This is a genomic window from Nonomuraea bangladeshensis (assembly GCF_039529455.1).
GTDB classification, from domain to species: Bacteria; Actinomycetota; Actinomycetes; order Streptosporangiales; family Streptosporangiaceae; genus Nonomuraea; species Nonomuraea bangladeshensis.
This window is the reverse complement of record NZ_BAAAMV010000015.1, coordinates 125,193-146,140: the sequence shown is the minus strand read 5'-3', so window position 1 is coordinate 146,140 and position 20,948 is coordinate 125,193. Positions and strand designations below refer to the sequence as shown.

The 20,948-nt window shown below is 68.7% G+C and carries 14 protein-coding genes and 1 pseudogene; 5 read left to right on the top strand and 10 right to left on the bottom strand.

What is annotated here, in order from left to right:
- Positions 1-13 precede the first annotated feature (13 nt).
- From ABD292_RS41805 to ABD292_RS41780, 6 genes are all read right to left on the bottom strand, one after another.
- Positions 14-1,507, bottom strand: a complete 1,494-nt coding sequence (locus ABD292_RS41805; protein ID WP_344217661.1) for a trypsin-like serine peptidase — start codon at positions 1,505-1,507, stop codon at positions 14-16.
- A 181-nt stretch (positions 1,508-1,688) separates the two neighbouring features.
- Positions 1,689-3,188, bottom strand: coding sequence for a trypsin-like serine peptidase (locus tag ABD292_RS41800; RefSeq protein ID WP_344217659.1), 1,500 nt, complete (start codon positions 3,186-3,188; stop codon positions 1,689-1,691).
- A gap of 423 nt (positions 3,189-3,611) precedes the next feature.
- A complete protein-coding gene (locus tag ABD292_RS41795; protein ID WP_344217657.1) occupies positions 3,612-5,114 on the bottom strand; it encodes a trypsin-like serine peptidase in 1,503 nt (500 codons plus the stop codon).
- Positions 5,115-5,529: 415 nt separating this feature from the next.
- On the bottom strand, positions 5,530-6,693 hold the full coding sequence (locus ABD292_RS41790; protein WP_344217655.1) for a trypsin-like serine peptidase: 1,164 nt from the start codon (positions 6,691-6,693) through the stop codon (positions 5,530-5,532).
- Positions 6,694-6,924: 231 nt separating this feature from the next.
- Positions 6,925-8,079: a trypsin-like serine peptidase gene (locus tag ABD292_RS41785; protein WP_344217653.1), complete on the bottom strand. Its 1,155-nt coding sequence runs from the start codon at positions 8,077-8,079 to the stop codon at positions 6,925-6,927.
- 315 nt (positions 8,080-8,394) lie between these two features.
- Positions 8,395-9,354 carry a trypsin-like serine peptidase gene (locus tag ABD292_RS41780; protein ID WP_344217652.1) on the bottom strand — a complete coding sequence of 320 codons (960 nt, stop codon included), beginning with the start codon at positions 9,352-9,354 and terminating at the stop codon, positions 8,395-8,397.
- A 262-nt stretch (positions 9,355-9,616) separates the two neighbouring features.
- Between ABD292_RS41780 and ABD292_RS41775 the strand changes: the two genes are divergently transcribed.
- The 4 genes from ABD292_RS41775 (at position 9,617) to ABD292_RS41760 (ending at position 13,927) form a co-directional block, all read left to right on the top strand.
- Positions 9,617-11,059: an acetyl-CoA synthetase gene (locus ABD292_RS41775; protein WP_344217650.1), complete on the top strand. Its 1,443-nt coding sequence runs from the start codon at positions 9,617-9,619 to the stop codon at positions 11,057-11,059.
- Positions 11,060-11,161: 102 nt separating this feature from the next.
- Entirely contained in the window at positions 11,162-12,040 is an 879-nt protein-coding gene (locus tag ABD292_RS41770; RefSeq protein ID WP_344217648.1) for a hypothetical protein, read from the top strand.
- A gap of 27 nt (positions 12,041-12,067) precedes the next feature.
- Positions 12,068-13,024: a zinc-binding dehydrogenase gene (locus ABD292_RS41765; protein WP_344217646.1), complete on the top strand. Its 957-nt coding sequence runs from the start codon at positions 12,068-12,070 to the stop codon at positions 13,022-13,024.
- A 72-nt stretch (positions 13,025-13,096) separates the two neighbouring features.
- Positions 13,097-13,927 carry an oxygenase MpaB family protein gene (locus tag ABD292_RS41760; RefSeq protein WP_344217644.1) on the top strand — a complete coding sequence of 277 codons (831 nt, stop codon included), beginning with the start codon at positions 13,097-13,099 and terminating at the stop codon, positions 13,925-13,927.
- Positions 13,928-13,933: 6 nt separating this feature from the next.
- On the opposite strand, the gene ABD292_RS41755 is transcribed toward ABD292_RS41760, so the two are convergent.
- Positions 13,934-14,674, bottom strand: coding sequence for a PadR family transcriptional regulator (locus ABD292_RS41755; RefSeq protein WP_329590290.1), 741 nt, complete (start codon positions 14,672-14,674; stop codon positions 13,934-13,936).
- A 149-nt stretch (positions 14,675-14,823) separates the two neighbouring features.
- On the opposite strand from ABD292_RS41755, the pseudogene ABD292_RS41750 reads away from it, so the two are divergent.
- Positions 14,824-16,019: pseudogene (locus ABD292_RS41750) on the top strand (RNA-guided endonuclease InsQ/TnpB family protein); the annotation flags it as partial.
- A 35-nt stretch (positions 16,020-16,054) separates the two neighbouring features.
- Here ABD292_RS41750 and ABD292_RS41745 read toward each other — a convergent pair.
- From ABD292_RS41745 to ABD292_RS41735, 3 genes are all read right to left on the bottom strand, one after another.
- Complete coding sequence (locus tag ABD292_RS41745; protein ID WP_344217639.1) at positions 16,055-16,858, bottom strand: DUF4097 family beta strand repeat-containing protein; 804 nt, start codon at positions 16,856-16,858, stop codon at positions 16,055-16,057.
- A 92-nt stretch (positions 16,859-16,950) separates the two neighbouring features.
- The gene (locus ABD292_RS41740; RefSeq protein ID WP_020544136.1) at positions 16,951-17,130 is read right to left on the bottom strand and encodes a DUF6104 family protein; all 180 of its coding nucleotides are present in this window, start codon (positions 17,128-17,130) and stop codon (positions 16,951-16,953) included.
- Positions 17,131-17,260: 130 nt separating this feature from the next.
- On the bottom strand, positions 17,261-20,920 hold the full coding sequence (locus ABD292_RS41735) for a multifunctional oxoglutarate decarboxylase/oxoglutarate dehydrogenase thiamine pyrophosphate-binding subunit/dihydrolipoyllysine-residue succinyltransferase subunit (RefSeq protein ID WP_344217637.1): 3,660 nt from the start codon (positions 20,918-20,920) through the stop codon (positions 17,261-17,263).
- Between the last annotated feature and the right edge of the window lie 28 nt (positions 20,921-20,948).

Genomic DNA, 20,948 nt, shown 5'->3' with positions numbered 1-20,948 from the left:
CCGCTCTGCCGGGTTACTGCAGCAGTTCGCCCTTCGGGCTCACGATGGCCTTCGTCTCGGCCAGGCTCGCCTGGTTGTAGACGTCGGCGACCTCGCCGTCGAAGTACGGCGAGCTGATGAAGTCGATCCGGTTGTTGCCGTCCTGGTCGGCGAAGGTGCTCGTCAGGCCGTTGACGTAACCGGTGCGCTTGTTGTTGTTGTACTTGATCAGCCAGGGGCCGCCGTCGGCGCCCGGCGTCATCGAGCACTTGAGCGCCTGGTGGGTCTCCACCTTGAAGGTGTTGATCTGGTACGTCTTCGTGGCGGTCTTGCCCATGCAGTACTTCGGCGTCAGGCCGGTGTAGGGCCTGTCGCCGTCGGGGTGCGGGGCGCTCGGGTAGCCGAAGGCGATGACGTTCTGGCCCATGGGCTGGTTCCAGGCGAAGCCCTGGCCGCCGACGACGTCACCGAGCCGGCCGAGATCCTTGGCGACGCCGATGAAGTAGTGGCCCTCGAAGTACTTGCGGGACGTGCCGGGCTTGACCCACTTCTGCGTGTAGTAGTGGGTGATGGAGTAGTTGCCGGCCTTGTCGGGGCCGGTGCCCTTGTCACCCGGGCCCTTGTAGTCGTCCCACTCCTTCTTGGACACCTGCTCGACGACCGGCTCGCCGAACTTGAAGCCCTGGCCCTTGCCGACCTTGGCGGCGACGTACTTCGCCTTGGTGGTCTCGACCTTCTCCAGGACCGCGTCCGGGTGGTCGGGGCCGACCAGGTCGGAGGCCTTGTCCTCACCCTCGGACCAGCACTCGCCGAGGTTGAGCTGGCACTTGAGGAAGTCCTCCTTGGAGATCTCCCGCGGCTTGATCCACTTGTCGCCCTGCCACGCCTTGTACTCGCTGAGCGGGACCTCCTTCTCGGCGCCGAGCTCGACGCCGTTGTGAACGGCCACGAAGGCGTAGTCGCCGTCGTAGTCGTCATAGGTGTCGAGGTCGTAGGCGGTGAAGGCGTAGGCGCCGACGTAGATGCCCCAGGGGGCCTTGCCCTGGTAGTAGCCGGGGATGAAGACCCACTTGCGGAAGACGTCCTTGCCGCGCTCGTACACGCAGTGGCCAGCGGTGACGACCAGGTTGCGATGGCGGGACTGGATGGAGGTGGCCGAGCACCAGCGGTACTTGCCGGAGCGGTCGATGAAGAAGACCTTGCCGATGGTCTTCGGCAGGTTGACGTTCTTCACCTTGGTGGCGGTGGCGACGGACCCAGTGGGTGCGGTCAGGCCGGGCTTGCCGTCGTCGGGGGTCTTGCTCTGGGCGCCCACGAGCTTGGGCACGTTCTTGAAGTCCCAGTAGTACTGGGTGGCCTTGCGCAGGGCGGCGCCGTTGGCGTCGAGCCAGAAGTTCGCGCTGCTGTAGGCGTCAGCGGGCTTCGGCGCGAGCGGGTCGGTGGCCCAGTGCGGCTCGGCACTGGCGGGGAAGGCGAAGGTGGCGGCGGTCAGGCCGGCGGCGGCGAGGGGGATGAGCAGGCGCTTCAACGGGAGGCTCCACGGCGGTTGTCAAGAAACAGCGTAAGGACCCTATCGATCAATGATCGTTCTGGTAAGGGTCCTTCTCGGATTTGTCCCCAGATAGGCCGAAGGGCCCGGCGAAAGCCGAGCCCTTCGGGTAAAGCAGTGGTCTGAGGTTTGGACCCCCAGCTCCAGAGGATGTCCTGAATTAGGACATCTTGCCGGACCACAGAGCGGCAGCAGCCTTGTAGACAGCGGCCGTCTCGCCGTCGAAGTACGACGAGAAGATCGTGTCGTAGCGGTTGTTGCCGTCCACGTCGCCGAACACCGCGGTGGTGACACCGTTGACGTAGCCGAGACGCTTGGCGTTGCTGTACTTGAGCAGCCACGGCGAGCCGTTGTAGCCGGGGGTGACGGCGCACTTCAGGGACACGAGCTCCTCGGCCTTGATGGCCGCGACCACGGTCCGCTTGGTGCTGGTCTTGCCGTAGCACCACTTCGGCGTGACACCCGTGTAGGGCTTGTTGCCGTCGGGGTGCTCGCCACCCGGGTACCCGAAGGTACGGACGTACTTGCCGGTCGGCTGGTTCCAGGCGAAGCCCTGGCCACCGACGTTGTCGCCCAGACGACCCGCGTCCTTGACGAAGTTCTCGATGAGGTAGAACTCGGTCTTGAAGAACTTGGTGTCGCTGCCGGGCAGCACCCACGACTGCGTGTAGAAGTGGGTGATGGTGTAGTTGCCCTGCTTGTCGACGTTCTTGTAGCCGGGGCCCTCGTAGCGGTCGTAGTCCCGCTTCGAGACCATCTCGGTGATGGGCTCGCCGAACTTGTAGCCCTCGCCCTTGCCGATGCGGGCGTTCTTGTAGGTCTGGTAGCTAACCTCGACCTTCTCGACGACCGCACCCGGGTAGTCCGGGCCGACCTTCTTGGTGCGCTCGCCGCGCTTCACCCAGTAGGAGTCCGTGGAGGTCGGGTCGAGCTTGCCCTTGAGGAACTCCTCCTTGGAGATCTCGACGTCCTTGGCCTCCTTGAGACCCTGGTACGCGTCGAACTCCGACTTGGTCACCTTCTTGGCGTCGCCGCCACCCAGCGTGATGCCGTTGTAGACGGTGACGAAGGCGTAGTCCTTGTCGTAGTCCTCCATCGTGGAGAAGTCGTAGTGGGTGAAGGCCTGCTTACCCACGTAGATGCCCCACGGAGCCTTGCCCTGGTAGTAACCCGGGACGAAGACCCACTTGTCGAGGACGTGCCCGTTCGCACCGGTCTGGTACACGCAGTGACCAGCGGTGGCGACCAGGTTGTGGTAGGTCGACTGGATCGAGGTGGCGGAGCACCAGTACAGCTTGCCGTCGCGGCCCTCGAAGAACACCTTACCGACGGTCTTCGGCAGGTTCACGTTCTGGACCTTGACGGCGGCCTTCTTCTCCTCGCCAATCGGGGCGGTGGAGCCCGGCTTGGTGTCCGGGGAGTAGCCGCCCTTCTGGACGAGCTTGTTGACTTCCTTGTAGTCGTAGCGGTACACGGACGCGGCCCGGAGGGCGGCGCCGTTCGCCTTGAACCAGAAGTCAACGGTCTCGGCGACCTTGTTGTTCGGGGTCAGCGGCGCGTCGTCGACGACACCCGAGGCGGAAGCCGTGCCGGCCAGACCAGCAGCCAGCAGACCGGTGGCCAGGATGGCGCCACCGGCGGGGAGGAGGATGCGCTTCAAGGTAACTCCTTGCGCTGTCGTGGAACGCCTCTTGCGTCCCATGCGTCAGTAAAGGGATAGCCAGGAACATACAGTGTTGATCTTGAGCTCGGGTAGTCGCTTTGGAAGGAAAAGAGGCGACAAGTCGGGCGTAATCGTTCTGTGATGTTTAGACGGCTCGTGCGCAGGAGTTGAGGGAAGCGGCCCTTGCGGTCATTTGCCCTGATCAACATAAGGGAGTTGTGAGGGCGGTCCGCGGAGCGCCGGCGCTCCCGAGATCTCCGCTCCGCGAGGAGTGTGACGCAGATCACAGTGCTCTGATGGCACCGTCTGGGCCCGGCGTGCGTCCAAAGCCCTTCACATTCGGGCCGGAACGCAGAAAGGGCCCGGCTGGAGGCCGGGCCCTTCGCTACGAACGGTTCACGACCGGTCGCGGTGTGTCACTTAGACGATCTTGCCGGACCAGTTGGAGGCCGCGGCCTTGTAGACCGTGTTGGTCTCGCCGTCGAAGTACGGCGACGAGATGTAGTCCACGCGGCCGTTGCCGTCCTGGTCGTTGAAGGTGCTGGTGACACCGTTGACGTAGCCGAGACGCTTGGCGTTGCTGTACTTGTACAGCCACGGACCACCGTCGGCGCCCTCGGTCATGGCGCACTTGAGGGCCACGTGCTCCTCGATCTTCTTGGCGGCGGAACCGACCAGCTTCTTGGTGGTCTTGCCGTAGCACCACTTCGGCGTGACGCCGGTGTAGTTCTTGTTGCCGTCGGGGTGAGGAGCGGCCGGGTAGCCGAACACGCGGACGTACTTGCCGGTCGGCTGGTTCCAGGCGAAGCCCTGGCCGCCGACGTTGTCGCCGAGGCGGCCGGCGTCCTTGGCGAAGCCCTCGATGATGTAGAACTCGGTCTTGTAGAACTTGGTGTCCGAGCCCGGGAGGACCCACGACTGCACGTAGTAGTGCGTGATCGTGTAGTTGCCGCGGTTGTCCGACTTCTTCTCGCCGGGACCCCTGTACTTGTCCCAGTCGGCCTTGGAGACCTGCTCGGTGATGGGCTCACCGAACTTGTAGCCCTCGCCCTTGCCGACCCGCGCGATGCGGTACTTGTCGCTGGTGGTCTCGACCTTCTCCACCACGGCGCCCGGGTAGTCGGGGCCGACCTTCTTGGCCTTCTCGCCACGCTTGACCCAGTAGGAGTCGGTGGAGGTGGGGTCGAGCTTCGCCTTGCGGAACTCGTCCCGGCTGATCTCGACGTCCTTGGCGTCCTTGATGCCGGTGTGGGCGTCGAACTGCGACTTCGTGACCTTCTTCGCGGTCCCGCCGCCGAGGGAGACACCGTTGTAGACGGTGACGAACGCGTAGTCGCGGTCGTAGTCCTCGTAGACGTCGAAGTCGTAGTGGGTGTAGGCGGTCTTGCCCACGTAGATGCCCCAGGGGGCCTTGCCCTGGTAGTAGCCCGGCACGAAGACCCACTTGCTCATGACATCGCTGTTGGAGCCGGTGTCGTAGACGCAGTGGCCGGCCGTGGCGACCAGGTTGCGGTACTTGGACTGGAGGGAAGTGGCGGAGCACCACTTCTTCTCGCCCTTGCCGTTGACGAAGAAGACCTTGCCGATGGTCTTCGGCAGGTTCACGTTCTGAACCTTCGCGGTGGTCTTCTTCTCTTCGCCGATCGGGGCGGTCGAGCCCGGCTTGGTGTCCGAGCTGTAGCCACCCTTGGTCTGGAGCTTGGCCACGTCGGTCTTGTCCCAGACGTTGGACTCCTTGGCGGCCTTGAGGGCAGCACCGTTGTTCTCCGCCCAGAACTGGGCGATCGCCTTGGCGTTGGCCGCGGTGGTCGCCATGTTGTCCTTGGCGACGTCCGTGTCGGCCTGGGCCGAACCGGCCAGGCCGGCGGCCAGAAGGCCGGTAGCCAGGATGGCGCCACCGGCGGGGATGAGGATGCGCTTCAAGGGAACTGCTCCTTGGTCTGTCGTGGGTCGCAACACGCGGCCCATGCGTCAGTAAAGGGATTGCAAGGAACATAGCGCGGTGATCTCCGCAGGTGAAACCCGGTCTGGACGATTCGGAAGGCCCCGTTACCCCCGTTACCTCGTCGTTATCTGTCAGAGGCCGTCCCGTGTTGTGGCTGTTTTTGCAGGGTAGATGGGGTTTGCAGCTTGCGGGAAGAAAGTTCCGTTAGCGGGTGATCATGGCGAGTATGTGACATAGATCACAGGAACCGAAATCGGGTGTCTCCCGTCTAATTCCGGCCGATCTTCACAGGTGATCTTCAGGAAGCGGTCCGGAACTCACAGGAAGCAGCGCGAGGGCCCCCGCCATGACTGGCGGAGGCCCTCGCGTTCCCCTGGCAGGGCTCGGTGGTGCCTACTTGTAGAGCTCGCCCTTCGGGCCGACGATCCTGCCGGACCAGACGTTCTTGGCCGCGTTGTAGACCGCGGCCGTCTCACCGTCGAAGTACGGCGAGGTGATGTGGTCGATGCGGTCGTTGCCGTCCTGGTCGGCGAAGGTGCTGGTGACGCCGTTGACGTAGCCGCCGCGCTTGGCGTTGCTGTAGTTCAGCAGCCAGGGACCGCCGTCGTAGCCGGGCGTCACGGCGCACTTGAGCCCGATGTGCTCCTCGATCTTCAGCCAGGAGGCCCCCACGGCCTTCCCTGTCGTCCGCCCGTAGCAGTGCTTGGGCGTGACGCCGCTGTACGGCTTGCTGCCGTCCGGGTGCGGCGCGGCCGGGTAGCCGAAGGTGCGGACGTACTTGCCGCTCGCCTGGTTCCAGGCGAAGCCCTGGCCGCCGACGACGTCGCCGAGCCGGCCCGCGTCCTTCGACAGCAGGATGTAGTAGTGGCCGCCCCAGCGGCGCTTGGGGCCGGTGAAGCGCTCGTAGTCGCGGCGGTTCACCTGCTTGACGCCGTCGAAGAGGATGCCGTTGTAGACGGTGACGAAGGCGTAGTCCTTGTCGTAGTCCTCGTAGACGTCGAAGTCGTAGTGGGTGAAGGCCTGCTTGCCGACGTAGATGCCCCACGGGGCCTTGCCCTGGTAGTAACCGGGCACGAAGACCCAGTTGTCCATGACGGCCTTGTTGGTGTCGGTGTCGTAGACGCAGTGGCCGGCGGTGGCGACCAGGTTGCGCTGGTTCGACTGGACGGAGGTGGCCGAGCACCAGCGGAACTTGCCGTGGCCGTCGACGAAGAAGACCTTGCCGACGGTGCGGGGCAGGTTGACGTTCTGGGCACTGCCCGCGGACTTCGCCGAGCCGGTCGGCGCCGTGGTGCCGGGGCGGCCGTCAGGGGTGTAGCCGCCCTTGGAGACGACCTTCCTGACCTCCTTGGAGTCCCAGGTGTACTGCTTCGCGGCGCGCAGGGCGGCGCCGTTCGAGGCGAGCCAGAAGGAGGCGACCGAGGCGGCCTGGGCGTTGCTGCGGGCCATGGGGTCGTGGGAGACGCCCCCGTCGGCCTGCGCGGTGCCGGACAGGCCGGCCGCGAGCAGGCCGGTGGCGAGGATCGCGCCGCCGGCGGGCAGAAGGATTCGGGTCACGATAACTCCAGGTTGTGCTGACATGAGGCGCCTCGTGCACCTGACGAAACTCAGCAAAATTGGACGACCCGGAACCTATAACGCTGACCACAGGTGTGGAAGTTGTGAGGAGAGCGCGTCAACGTTCCAGTGGTCGCCGCGACCTTCCCGAGATCCGGAGATCGGCTGATCGCACGCAGTGACCGACCGGTTGCATATGACTTGGGTCACATTTGCTGGAAAGGTGTGTCGTCAGGCGATTTTCGCGGGCGTGCTCTGCGCCGCCGCGCGCTGGTAGACCGTGCCCGCGACCGTGTCGAAGTAGGGCGAGGAGATCGCGTCGTAGCGCTTGTCGCCGTTGCGGTCCCAGTTCAGGCTGTTGACGCCGGCCAGGCTGCCGATCTTGCGGTCCGGGTCGTAGCCGATCACCCAGGGGCCGCCGCTGGTGCCCGCGCTGAAGTCGCACTCCGGGAGCTGCACGCCCTTCTGCAGGTCGAGCGGCGGGGCGGGCTTGTTCCAGCTCGTCCGGCCCTCGCGGCACATCCGCAGCGTCTTGCCGTCGTACAGGCGGTTGCCGTCGGGCTGCGCCCCGGCCGGGTAGCCGAAGGCCGCGGCCGTGTAGGTGCCCGGCTTCCTGTTGAGCTCCAGGCCGAGGCCGCCCACGTTGTCCTGGAGCCGGCCGACGTCCTGCATGATGTACTGGCCGTTCTTGTTCACCCAGGCGAAGCCGCGGTGGACGGTGACGAAGGCGTAGTCGTAGTCGTAGTCGCCCCTGCCGATCCAGTCCTCGTGCAGGCTGATGGACGAGGCCACGTAGATGCCCATCGGCTGCTCGCCGCCGAGGCCCGGGTTGGGGACGAAGATCCAGTAGTCGGCGACCTTGCCCTGCCGCGGGTCGTAGGCGCAGTGCCCGGCGGTGGCGACCACGCTGCGGTTCCTGGCCGTGACCGCGCTGGCCGAGCACCAGTACTCCTTGTCGCCGAAGCGGAAGAAGACCTTGCCCATCGTGCTGCCGACCTGGGCGCCCTTGCGCGGCAGCGCGGGCGCGGCGAGGCGGCCGGCGCCGAGCTTGCCGGTGCTCGTGGCGCTCGCTTTGCGTGCGGCAGGGCCGGCGGCGCCGCCCGCGGACGTGGACGTGGACTTCGGCACGACGGCGGCGCCGGGCGTGGCCGGGCTGAAGCTGTCGGTGTGCTTGAACTTCTCGGGCTTCCAGTAGTCGGCGACCCGCTTGACGTCCGCGGCGGTCTTGGCGAGGGCGATGCTCTGCACCTTGCCGGCCGCGGCGGTGGCCTTACCGGCCTGCGCGGTCTGCGCTGTCTGCGCGGCGGCGATCCCCGTGTGGGCAGGCAGCATCAGCAGCGCGCCGCTCAGCGCGGCGGCCAGCAGCTGCCGGGCCCGGGAGATCATGAAAATGCCTTTCTTGGGGTCGTAAGGGGCGATTTTTCCAGATGAGTGGAGGGTATTGCAGCCCGGATAGGGATTCGTTACCTGATCCAGGTTCCAACGTGAACTATAAGGATGCCGTCAGGCCGCCACTTCGATACGTCGGAACGATCAAAAGTCTTTCGACGTTCGCCCAGGTCAGAGCCATGATCGTGATCATGGTGCGCGGATCGGAACGCGTCGGCATTTCGTCGTGATCAAGTGGCGGGAGTCACGCGGAATGAGACCGGGGAGACCCCGGATCCCTACGGGAGCCGGGGTCTCTCAGCGGCGGGACGGTCACGGTATGTTGCCGGTCCACCTGTTCGCCGCGGCCTTGTAGATCTTGTACGTCTCACCGTTGAAGTACGGCGACGAGATGCGGTCGTCACGGCCGTCGCCGTCGGTGTCCCACGCCACGCTGCCCACGCCCACCAGGTAGCCGGTGCGTGAGGCGCTCTTGTAGCCGGAGAGGAAGGGCCCGCCGCCGGCGGTGAAGGAGCACGCGAGGCCGATGTGCTCCTGCGCGTTGTACTTCTTGGCCTCCGGCATCGGCCGGGTCCTGCCGGAGCAGTGCTTCATGGCGGGGCCGCCCGCCGGGTAGCCGAAGGCGAACACGTCCAGCTCGGCGCTCCGGTTCCAGGTGAAGCCCTGGCCGCCGACGTTGTCGCCGAGCCGGCCGGCGTTCCTGACCTGCCCGCGCCAGGACCTGCCGGTCTTCTGCCACGAGACCTTCACGCCGTTGTGGACGTTGACGAACGCGTAGTCGTAGTCGTAGTCCTCCGTCACCGCGAAGCCCTCGTGCGCGTTGAAGGTCCTGGCGGCGTAGACGCCGTACGGGGGGTTCTTCCCGTTCTGGTAGGAGGGCATGAACACCCAGTTGTCGTGGAAGGCGTTGCGCCTGGTGTCGTACACGCAGTGGGCGGAGGTCGCCACGAGGTCGCGGTGTTTGCTCCGCACCGAGGTGGCCGAGCAGGAGCGCCAGTTGCGTGGGTCGCGCGGGTCGGTGCGGGGCAGCGTGAAGAACACGCGTCCCACCGTGCCGGGCAGGGCGACGCGTCTGCCGTCGGGCGGCGCGGAGCCGGTGACCTGTCTGAGGCGGTCCGGCGTCCAGAACAGGACCGCCTGCTCGGCGGGGGTGGTGACGTTCCTGGCGACGACGTTCGAGGGTGCCGTCGCGCCGGCCGTGCTGCTGAGGCTCCCCGCTGCCAGCCCGGCGGCTGTCAGGGTGGTCGCGAGGCGCCTTGCTCGGGAATGCATGGAGCTCCTTCCGGTTCTCGGCGGCCCAGGGCGGGGCGCTGCGGCCCCGGTGGGCCAGGAAAACGCTGGAAACGGTATTGAAGGGTCTCGGCGGGTCGTGAGTATTCGACGGAAAGAAGAGGCGAGATAGCGGGATCGCATGTATGACGAGAAAGCATCTCCGCAGGTCAGAGGCGGTTTCTGCGCTTTCTGGTAACGGTGCCGACTGCATTCATGAAAGTCACCACTTACCAACCGAATTTTGTTCTGGTTGGATGGGGGCATGGACTCGCGCACCCCCTGTCTCATCGGCATCGCGCAACGCACCGTGCGCGAGCAGCCCGGCCCCGAACCGCTCGATCTCTGGGAGGAGGTCGCGCGGGCCGCGGCCGACGACGCGCGGCTGCCGGTCGAGCGGCTGGAGTCCATCCAGATCGTGCACACCGACTCCTGGCAGTACGACTCGCCCGTCGGGCGGCTGGCCGAGCGGCTGGGGGCGGCGCCGCGGCACCGGGCGTACTCGAAGGTCAGCGGCACGGCGCCGCAGACGCTGATCGGCACGGCGGCGGCCGGGATCGCGGCGGGGGAGTTCACCTGCGCGCTGGTGACCGGGGCCGAGGCGCTGGCCACGCGGCGGGCCTACCGGCGGGCGGGCGAGCGGACGCCGTGGAGCCATCCGGCCGACCCCAAACCCCCGTACGGCTGGGAGCGGCCCCCGAGCCCGGCCGAGCTGGCGCACGGGCTGGTGCTGCCGGTGCACACGTACCCGATCATGGAGACGGCCCGGCGGGCGGCGCTCGGGATCTCCGTCGAGGAGGAGATGCGCGAGCGCGGGCGGCTGCTGGCGCCGATGACCGAGGTGGCCGCCGCCAACCCGTACGCCTGGCGGCGCACCCCGCGCGGCCCCGACGAGCTGGTGACCGACAGTCGCTTCGTCGGCTGGCCGTACACCAGGGACACCGTGGCCGTGCTGGAAGTGGACCAGGCGGCGGCCGTCGTGCTCGCGAGCACCGGGCTGGCCGACCGGCTGGGCGTGCCGCAGGACCGGCGGGTCTACCTGCGCGGGTGGGCGTACGGCGAGGACACCTGGGAGGTGGCGGCGCGGCCCGCGCTCGGCTCTTCGGAGGCGATCCCGCGCGTGGCCGCCGCCGCCTTCGCGCGGGCCGGGCTCGGCCTCGCCGACATGGACGCGCTCGACGTCTACAGCTGCTTCGCCATCGCGCTGCGGCAGGCGTGCGACGCGATCGGGCTCGACCCCCTCGACCGGCGCGGGCTGACCGTCACCGGAGGGCTGCCGTACGCGGGCGGCCCGGCCAGCGACTACGTCCTCCACTCGACGGCGACCATGGCCGGGCTGCTGCGCGCCCAGGCGGGGCGCGGGCTGGTGACCGGGGTGGGGATGCACCTGACCAAGCACACGTACGCGGTGTGGTCCAGCGAGCCCGGCGGCCGGCTGGGCAGCGCCGCGCCGGTGTTCACGGCCACGGGCGTGCCCGTCGTGGACGTCCACGAGGGCGAGGCGACGGTCGCCGGCTACACCGTCGCGCACGGCAGGGACGGCGCGCCCGAACGCGGCATCCTCGTGGTGGACCTGCCCGGCGGCGGGCGGGCGCACGCCGTGGTGGAGGAGCCGGGGCTGCTGGCGGAGGCCGAGTCGCGGGAGCTGGTGGGGCAGCGGGTCCGGCTCGTCTCGCCGGACGGCAAGGTCAACCTCGCCTCCTGGTGACCGGTTGTGAATTCGTGACCAGTTCGCCGCTTGCGTCGTGGGCGGCCGCTCCCTTGAACTGGGAGCGAGGGCGCAAGCCGCACTACTTCACGAGGAACGCCGGTGGCCGACCGGTTAGACGTCATCGAAGCGGGACAGAGCGGGCGCCGCCGCAGGCTCGGCCTGGCGGTGCTGCTGGTGGCCGTGCTGGTGCCGGTGATCGGCCTGATCGCGAGCCGCCGGCCGCCGCCCGCCGCGCCGCCGCCCGCCCCCGAGCCGATCAGGTCGCTGACCAGGATCGACAGCCCGCCCAACGTGCTGCGGGTCACGCCGGTGACGAAGGGCGGCGAGGCGGTCATCGACGTGGTGTTCCCCGACGGGCGGCGGGCGAGCGTGCGGTATCCGGCCGAGCTGGACCTGGCCGGCATGGGGGTGCGGCCGTTCCAGGGGTTGTGGATCGACGGGTTCTACCGGCAGGTGACGGCGCCGTACAACGGGGAGATCGAGATCACCCAGGGCGGCGAGCCCATCCGCGAGTACGCCCCCAACGTCACCCTGTGGCCCCAGCAGGCGGGCAGCGGCGGGCGGGGCCAGGTGCTGCTGTTCGCCTTCGGCAAATGGCGCCTCGCCCTGTACGACACGGGGGAGGGCCTGACGTTCGAGCAGCGGCTCGCCGTGGCCAGGCGGCTGCGCGGCGAGGAGACCGAGGACGGCTACCTGGTGCTGTCGGGCGGCGGCCCGGTCCGGCTGGCCCGGCCGGGGGAGAAGGCCCGGGGCAATCCCGTCGGGCCGCAGCTCTGGTTCGGCGGCGGCGGGCGGGCGATGGTCGCGCTCGTGCCGGCGCCCCATTGCGGGAAGACGGATCCGGTGCCGTACGTGATCAGCGGGCGTGGCCGGCCCGCGCGCGCCGTGTGCCGCGGCGGCGTGCAGATCGCGGTGACCGGCCCGGACGCCTACCGTGAGCAGGCGCTGCGCGGGATCAGGGTGACCTTCAAGGACTAGCCGCGGCCGGTTCTGTAGGGTGCGGCCATGTTCGCCGTTACCGCCACACAGACCGACCCCGACAACCCGCTCGCCGGCCTGACGCTGGGGGAGCACCCTGAGCCGAAGACGCCGGACGGCTGGACGACCGTCTCGGTACGGGCGGCCGCGCTCAACCACCACGACCTCTGGACGCTCAAGGGCGTCGGCATCCGCCAGGACCGGCTGCCGATCGTGCTCGGCTGCGACGCCGCCGGCGTGGACGAGGACGGCAACGACGTCATCGTGCACGCGGTGATCGGCTCCGGCCCGGACGAGACGCTGGACCCGCGGCGCTCGCTGCTGTCGGAGGTGCACGACGGCACGTTCGCCGAGCGGGTGGCCGTGCCGCGCCGCAACCTGGTGCCCAAGCCGGCCGCGCTCAGCTTCGAGGAGGCCGCGTGCCTGCCGACGGCCTGGCTGACCGCCTACCGGATGCTGTTCGACAAGTCCGGGCTGCAGCCGGGCTCGACGGTCCTGGTGCAGGGCGCGGGCGGCGGCGTGGCCACCGCGCTGATCGCGCTCGGCCGGGCGGGCGGCTTCCGGGTCTGGGCGACCAGCCGTTCGGCGGACAAGCGCGAGCGGGCCCTGCGGCTGGGCGCCGACCAGGTCTTCGAGAGCGGCGCGCGGCTGCCCGAGCGGGTGGACGCGGTCATGGAGACCGTCGGTCAGGCCACCTGGGACCATTCGCTCAAGTCGCTCAAGCCGGGCGGGCGCATCGTGGTCAGCGGCGCCACCAGCGGGGCCGTGCCGCCGGCCGACCTCAACCGGGTGTTCTTCCTGCAGCTCTCGGTGGTCGGCTCGACGATGGGGACGCGCGAGCAGCTTCAGCGGCTGGCGGTGTTCCTGGAGCAGACGGGCGTGCGGCCGGAGATCGACCGGACGCTGCCGCTGGCCGAGGCGCGCGACGGCTTCGCCGCCATGGCGGAGGGCGAGCTGTTCGGGAAGATCGTCTTCACCGCCTGATAAGTAACGGGTTACTTTTCGAGCTCCCGGTGATACAAAGGAAAGAGAGTTGTATCACCGGGAGGCCCGATCATGGACGTGGAGCCCTTCGGCCCGGGTTCGATGCACTGGGAAACCGCGGGCGAATATCGCAACCTGCTGGTGGCCGGCAGCGCCCTGGTCCTGCAGACCATGCATCCGGCGGTGGGGGCGGCGGTCGCCGAGCATTCGACGTACAAGTCGGATCCGTGGGGGCGGCTCAACCGCACGCTGGAGTCCGTACAGACCTGGGTGTACGGCGGCGAGGCCGGCCCCGCGGAGGGGCGGCGGCTCAGGGAGATCCACCGCACGATCAGGGGCGTGGACGAGCGCGGCCGGCCCTACCACGCGCTGAACGCCGAGGCGTGGGCCTGGGTGCACCTGACGCTGTTCGAGCGGTTCGTCGCGCTCAACCGCCACTTCGGCACCCCGCTCACCGGCGCCGAGCAGCGCCGGCTCTACGTGGAGTCGCGGCAGCTCGGACGCATGCTGCGGGTGCCGGAGCGGGAGCTGCCCGCGGACCTGGACGACTACTGGCGCTACTTCGACCGCATGGTGGCCGAGCGGCTGGAGCCGCATCCGACCGCGCTGGACGTGCTGTCGGTCATGCGGGGGACGCCCGCGCCACCGGGACTGCCCGCACCGCTGCGCCGGCTGTGGACGCCGGTGGGAGCGGGCGCGGGCGAGTTCAACCACTTCGTCACGGTCGGCACTCTGCCGCCCGCCGTGCGGGACAAGCTCGGCCTGCGCTGGACGATCCGGGACGAGCGGCGGCTGCGGCGCGTCGGGCAGGCGGTCGCGGCGCTGACGCCGCGGTTGCCGGAACGGCTGAGGTACATGCCGATCGCCTACCGCGCCCGCAGGGCCGCCCGCGCCGCCGCGTGACCGGGGTCAGCGTTCGAGGATGTCGCGGATCCGGCGGGAGGCGTCGTCCAGCGCCGTCCGCAGGTCGTGCAGCTTCTCGCCGGTCAGCCGGGCGTCGGAGGCCTCCCTGCGCGCCTGCGCCACGAAGTCGGCCAGCAGCTCGCCCAGCTCGGCGTCGAGATCGGCGCGGGACGGCGGCGCGCCGCCGAGCGTGCCCCAGATCTCGGTCCACATCCGGCGCCACTCCCTGGTCAGCCGCTCGCTCTCGCCCTGCCACTGGTGGGCGTGGTCCTGCCACTGCCGCCACTGCTCGTCCCGCAGCCGCTGGAACTCCTCCTTCTGCCGCCGGCCGAAGCCGACCGGGTCCTCGCGGCCGCCGGTGCGCACGTCTTTCGCCATCCGGGTCAGCTCGTCGCGCAGGGACTTGACCGTCTCGCGCACGTCCTCCTTGACCTCGCGGGCGATGTCGCGCACGGAGGCGGAGATCTCCTCCTCCAGGTCGTCGAGCTCGTCGAGGCGGGCGTTGAGCTCCTCGCGGCCCTTGTCGGTGATCGAGAAGACCTTCTTGCCGTCGGCCACCTCGTGGGTGACCAGGCCCTCCTCCTCCAGCCGGGCCAGGCGGGGGTAGATCGTGCCGGGGGAGGGCGAGTAGACGCCGAGGAAGCGGTCCTGGAGCAGCCGGATCACCTCGTAGCCGTGCCGCGGGCTCTCCTCCAGCAGCTTGAGCAGGTACAGCCGGAGCCGGCCGTGACCGAAGACAGGGCTCATCAAACACCTCCGAGGAGACCCCCGCCTTCAGGCGAGGGAGAATTCGGACTCCTGCGGAGCAGGGCAGGAGCAGGCGATACACCGTCAGGCGGACCGCCGTCTTTCGTGATCGGCCAGTACGTGAGTGATCTCGCACCTAGGATCGACAGGTGGCGCAGACCTTGAAGCGGGCCTACAAATACCGCTTCTACCCGACCCCCGAACAGGCCGACGAGCTGGTCCGGACGTTCGGCTGCGTACGCCTGGTCTACAACAAAGCGCTCGAAGAACGGACCCGCGCTTACAAGCTTGAAGGCCGCGGCGTCTCCTACACCGAGTCGTCCGCCGCGCTGACCGCCTGGAAGAAGACACCGGAGCTGGCGTTCTTGTCTGAGGTGTCGTCGGTGCCGTTGCAGCAGACGCTGCGGCACCTGCAGGCGGCGTTCGCGAACTTCTTCGCCCGCCGGGCCAAATACCCGACGTTCAAGAGCAAGAAGAGGTCGCGGGCATCGGCCGAATACACCCGCTCGGCGTTCCGCTGGCGCGATGGTCGGCTCACCCTGGCCAAGATGGGCGCGCCACTGGACATCGTGTGGTCGCGCCCACTGCCCGAAGGAGCCGAGCCCTCCACAGTCACCGTGTCTAAGGACCCGGCCGGACGGTGGTTCGTCTCCCTCCTGGTCGAGGAGAAGATCGCGCCCTTGCCGCCGGTCGAGCGGTCGACGGGCCTGGACGCGGGCCTGACCGCGCTGCTCACGCTGGCGTGCGGCGAGCAGATCGCCAACCCGCGTCACGAGCGTCGCGAGCGGCGCAGGCTGGCCAAGGCTCAGCGGGCCCTGGCCCGCAAACAGAAGGGGTCGAAGAACCGGGCCAAGGCCCGGCTGAAGGTGGCACGGGTGCACGCCCGGATCGCCGACCGCAGGCGCGACTACCTGCACAAGGTCACCACCCGGCTGGTGCGCGAAAATCAAGTGATCGCCGTGGAAGACCTGGCCGTCCGCAACCTGCTCAAGAACCATGCCCTGGCCCGCGCCATCTCCGATGCCGGCTGGCGGGAACTGCGGTCCATGCTGGAGTACAAAACCGACTGGTACCGCCGCACGCTGGCGGTCGTGGACCGCTTCTTTCCCTCCTCCAAGTTGTGCTCGGTCTGCGGAACGCTGCAGGAGGAGATGCCGTTGAGCGTCCGGGTGTGGGTCTGTGCGTGTGGCGCGGTCCATGATCGGGAGGTGAACGCGGCCCAGAACGTGCTCGCCGCCGGGCTGGCGGAGAGCTGAAACGCCTGTGGAGCTGGTGTAAGACCTCAACGGGAGTCCTCCTCTCGGGCGGGCGGTCGGCGGTGAAGCAGGAAGACCGATCGGCGACGGTCGGAATCCCCCTCGTCCCGCGAGGGGGAGGATGTCAATCCTTCTCCCCCTTGAGCAGTGCGACCTCGCCGGAGACCGTGGTCGCCGACACCGAGGCCATGCCGCCGCCGAGCCGCCCCGACATGGTCTTCATGCCGGGCCCGCTCGAGTCGGACAGTTCGTCGAACGTGCTGACCAGCCGCCCGGAGGTGGAGCGGAGGGTGACGTCCGCGTCCACGTTGTCCGGCAGCCTGACCAGGATGTCACCGGAGACGCTGGTGAACGTCACATGTCCGGTGGGTCGCAGTGCCAGGTCGGCGGTGATGCGGCCGGAGACGGTGTTGGCCCTGAGCCGGCGCGGCGTGCCGTCGGCCACCGTCAGGTCGCCCGAGACGCTGTTGAACGACAGGTCGCCCTCCATCGCCCGGCTCTCGACCGGCCCGGAGACGGTGTTGGCGGTGACCTCGCCGCTCACCCCGTCGAGCACGATCTCGGCCGAGACGCCCTTGACGCGCGTGGAGCGCTCGAAGCCGGCCACGACGGCGGGCGCCGACACGACGCCCGCGCTCACCCGGCACGACTTGGGGACGGCGATGGACAGCACGGTCCTGCGCCGGTCGCGGCGCAGCCAGCCGAGCAGGCCGTCCCAGGTGAGGTCCTTGTAGGCGACGGTGAGCGAGCGCGTGTCCTCGTCGTAGGTCACGATGAGCGGCGAGGCCGAGTCGATCTCGGCCACCTCCAGTGTCGGCGGGCCCTCACTGGCGAGCACCGCCAGCCGGCCGGCGACGATGCGCACGTCGAGCGATTCCACGGCGCCGAAGGTCAGCTGCTCCGGCGCTTCGACGGTCCACTGCTGCATGCTTCCGCCCTTCTGGCAACACCTCGTATGAGAACACGATATGTCGCGATCGGCGGAAACTCAAGATGTATCGCGTTTTGTGCGGGCGGCGGCTATTCGTCGTCCTCGTCGTCCAGCCGGGCCAGCCACGTGGCCAGCCGCTCCACCGGGGTCTCGAACTCGGGGTTGAGGTCCACGAACTCGCGCAGCCGCTCACCCAGCCACAGCAGGCTGACCTCCTCCTCGCCCCGGCGCTCGACCAGCTCCTCGATCCCCCGGTCGGTGAAGTACATCGCTCTCCATCCCGTCATCCGTCCGCTCACTGCGTCTCGCCCGAACTCTAGCCCCTGGCCAGCACGGACCCGGAAACGGCGGATGCCGGTGGCCCCGGAAGGGCCACCGGCATCCGTGGAGAAACCCGGATCAGGCGAAAACCTGGCGCAGGATCTCCTCCAGCTCCGTGTCGTGCGCGTTGTGCGAGCCCGAGGCCGGCGAGCTGTTGGGCGTGCGCGAGACCCGGCGCACCGGCCGGCCGCCCAGCGCCTGCGGGTCCTCGGCCAGCTTGAGCGTGAGGTAGGGCCACGGACCCATGTTGACCGGCTCGTCCTGCGCCCAGACCAGCTCGACCTGGCCGTAGCGGCCCAGCTCGGCCGCCAGCTCCTCACCCGGGAACGGGTAGAGGCGCTCCAGCCGGACCAGCGCCACGTCCTCGCGGCCCAGCTTGCCGCGCTCGGCCAGCAGCTCGTAGTAGAGCTTGCCGGAGCACATCACCACGCGGGTGACCTTCGCCGGGTCCACCGTCGTGTCGCCGAGCACCGGCTGGAAGGTGCCCGAGGTGAAGTCGGACGCCTTGGACGTGGCCGCCTTGTGGCGCAGCAGCCACTTCGGCGTGAAGACCACCAGCGGCTTGCGCCGCTGCGACTCCACCTGCCAGCGCAGCAGGTGGAAGTAGTTGGCCGGGGTGGTGGGCTGCGCGACGGTCATGTTGTCCAGCGCGCAGACCTGCAGGAACCGCTCGATGCGGGCCGAGGAGTGGTCGGGGCCCTGGCCCTCGTAGCCGTGCGGCAGCAGCAGCGTGACCGAGGACTTCTGGCCCCACTTCTGCTCACCGGACGAGATGAACTCGTCGATGATCGTCTGTGCGCCGTTGACGAAGTCGCCGAACTGCGCCTCCCAGCACACCAGGGCGTCGGGGCGTACGACGCTGTAGCCGTACTCGAAGCCGAGCGCCGCGAACTCGCTGAGCAGCGAGTCGTAGACGTAGAACTTCGTGGTGCCCTGGTTGAAGCTCTTCAGCGGCGTGTGGTCGGCGCCGGTCATCCGGTCGACCAGCACCGCGTGCCGCTGCGTGAACGTGCCGCGCCGGGAGTCCTGGCCGACCAGGCGGACCGGGTGGCCGTCGAGCAGCAGCGAGCCGAAGGCCAGCGTCTCGCCCATCGCCCAGTCGATCGCGTCCTGCTCGACCATCTGGCCGCGGCGCTGCAGCACCGGCGCCAGGCGCGGGTGCGGCGTGAAGCCGTCGGGGAGGTTGAGCTGGGTGTCGACGATGCGCTTGAGCGTCTCGTGGGTGATCGCCGTCGGCGTGTCGTCGTGCGACCACTTGACGACCTCGGTCGGCGGCACCCGCATCGCGGCCGCCTCCTGCGGCTTCTTCGCCGCCTCGCGGACCTCGGTGAACGCCTGCTCCAGCTTGGCCTGGTAGTCGCGCAGCGCCGACTCGGCCTCTTCGACCGTGATGTCGCCGCGGCCGATCAGGGCCTCGGTGTAGAGCTTGCGGGTCGAGCGCTTGGCGTCGATGAGGTCGTACATCAGCGGCTGGGTGAACGCCGGGTTGTCGCCCTCGTTGTGACCGCGGCGGCGGTAGCAGATGAGGTCGATGACGACGTCCTTGCGGAACGCCCGCCGGTATTCGTAGGCGAGCTGTCCCACGCGGACCACGGCCTCGGGGTCGTCGCCGTTGACGTGGAAGATCGGGGCCTGGATCATCCGCGCCACGTCGGTGGCGTAGACCGACGAGCGGGACGAGGCCGGCGAGGTCGTGAAGCCGACCTGGTTGTTGACCACCACGTGCACGGTGCCGCCGGTGCGGTAGCCGCGCAGCTGCGACAGGTTGAGCGTCTCGGCCACGACGCCCTGGCCGGCGAAGGCCGCGTCGCCGTGGACGAGCACGGGCAGGACGGTGAAGCCCTCCTCGCCGCGCTCGATGAGGTCCTGCTTGGCGCGTACGACGCCCTCCAGGACCGGGTTGACCGCCTCCAGGTGGGAGGGGTTGGCCACCACGGACGCGGTGATGGTCTTGCCGCTCGGCGCGGTGAACGTGCCGGTGGCGCCCAGGTGGTATTTCACGTCGCCCGACCCGTGCGCGGTGCGCGGGTCGATGTTGCCCTCGAACTCGCCGAAGATCTGGGCGTAGGACTTGCCCACGATGTTGGCCAGCACGTTGAGCCGGCCGCGGTGGGCCATGCCGATGACGACCTCGTCGAGGTCCTCGTCGGCGGCGTCGCTGATCACCGAGTCGAGCAGCGGGATCAGGGACTCGCCGCCCTCCAGCGAGAAGCGCTTCTGGCCGACGAACTTCGTCTGCAGGAACGTCTCGAACGCCTCGGCGGTGTTGAGCCGCGACAGGATGTTGAGCTGCTCGTCGCGCTCCGGCGACTTGTGCGGCTTCTCCACCCGCGCCTGGATCCAGGCCCGCTCCTCGGGGTTCTGGATGTGCATGTACTCGATGCCGACGGTGCGGCAGTAGGAGTCGCGCAGCACGCCGAGGATGTCGCGCAGCTTCATCAGCGGCTTGCCGCCGAAGCCGCCGGTGGCGAACTCCCGCTCCAGGTCCCACAGCGTCAGGCCGTGCGACTGGATGTCGAGGTCGGGGTGCTTGCGCTGCTTGTATTCGAGCGGGTCGGTCTCGGCCATGAGGTGGCCGCGCACGCGGTAGGCGTGGATCAGCTCGATCACCCGGGCGGACTTGGCCACGTCGTCGTCGTGGGTGGCCGAGATGTCCTGGACCCAGCGCACCGGCTCGTACGGGATGCGCAGCGCCTCGAAGATCTCGTCGTAGAAGCCGTCCTCGCCGAGCAGCAGCCGGTGGATCTGGCGCAGGAAGTCGCCCGACTGGGCGCCCTGGATGATCCGGTGGTCGTAGGTGCTGGTCAGCGTCATGACCTTGGAGACGGCCAGGCGCGACAGGGTCTCGGGGGAGGCGCCCTGGTATTCGGCCGGGTATTCCATCGCGCCCACGCCGATGATGGTGCCCTGGCCGGGCATCAGGCGCGGGACGGAGTGGACCGTGCCGATCGTGCCGGGGTTGGTCAGCGAGATCGTGGTGCCGGCGAAGTCGTCGACGCCGAGCTTGCCGGCGCGCGCCTTGCGGACGACGTCCTCGTAGGCCATCCAGAACTGCCGGAAGTCCATCTCCTCCGCGCCCTTGATGGAGGGCACGAGGAGCTGGCGGTCGCCGTTGCTCTTCTGGACGTCGATCGCCAGGCCGAAGCCGACGTGCTCCGGCTTGATCAGCGTCGGCTTGCCGTCGACCTCCGCGTAGGAGTAGTTCATCTCCGGCATGGCCCGCAGCGCCTTGACGATCGCGAAACCGATCAGGTGCGTGAAGGAGACCTTGCCGCCGCGACCCCGCTTGAGGTGATTGTTGATCACGATGCGGTTGTCGATGAGCAGCTTCGCCGGGATGGCGCGCACGCTGGTCGCCGTCGGGACCGACAGGGACAGGTCCATGTTGGCCGCGGTGCGGGCCGCGGCGCCGCGCAGCCTGACCTCCTCGGCGTCCTTGGGCACGGGGGTGGCCGGCTGCTTCGGCTTCTCGGCCGCGGCGGGAGCCTTGGCCGCGGCCGGAGCCGTCACCGTCGCTTTGGCCGGTGCGGGGGCGGGCGCGGTCGTAGTGCCGTTCGCCGCCTCCCTGACCGGGGTTCGGCCCGGCCCGTAATCAGGGTTGTAGTCAGCGAAGAAGTTCCACCAGGCCTTGTCTACCGACTCGGGGTCCTGGAGGTACTTCTGGTACAGCTCGTCGACAAGCCACTCGTTCTGACCGAAGCTTGCCAGCGGGTTTGTCCGCGACGACTCAGACGACACGGCGGAAATCGCCCTCTTCCGCAGATCG

What these genes read in the sequence shown, in the direction of transcription:
- ABD292_RS41785 (WP_344217653.1), bottom strand. Translation starts at nt 8,079, where the DNA reads ATGATCTCCCGGGCCCGGCAGCTGCTGGCCGCCGCGCTGAGCGGCGCG.
- ABD292_RS41780 (WP_344217652.1), bottom strand. Translation starts at nt 9,354, where the DNA reads ATGCATTCCCGAGCAAGGCGCCTCGCGACCACCCTGACAGCCGCCGGG.
- ABD292_RS41775 (WP_344217650.1), top strand. Translation starts at nt 9,617, where the DNA reads ATGGACTCGCGCACCCCCTGTCTCATCGGCATCGCGCAACGCACCGTG.
- ABD292_RS41765 (WP_344217646.1), top strand. Translation starts at nt 12,068, where the DNA reads ATGTTCGCCGTTACCGCCACACAGACCGACCCCGACAACCCGCTCGCC.
- ABD292_RS41760 (WP_344217644.1), top strand. Translation starts at nt 13,097, where the DNA reads ATGGACGTGGAGCCCTTCGGCCCGGGTTCGATGCACTGGGAAACCGCG.
- ABD292_RS41755 (WP_329590290.1), bottom strand. Translation starts at nt 14,674, where the DNA reads ATGAGCCCTGTCTTCGGTCACGGCCGGCTCCGGCTGTACCTGCTCAAG.
- ABD292_RS41745 (WP_344217639.1), bottom strand. Translation starts at nt 16,858, where the DNA reads ATGCAGCAGTGGACCGTCGAAGCGCCGGAGCAGCTGACCTTCGGCGCC.
- ABD292_RS41740 (WP_020544136.1), bottom strand. Translation starts at nt 17,130, where the DNA reads ATGTACTTCACCGACCGGGGGATCGAGGAGCTGGTCGAGCGCCGGGGC.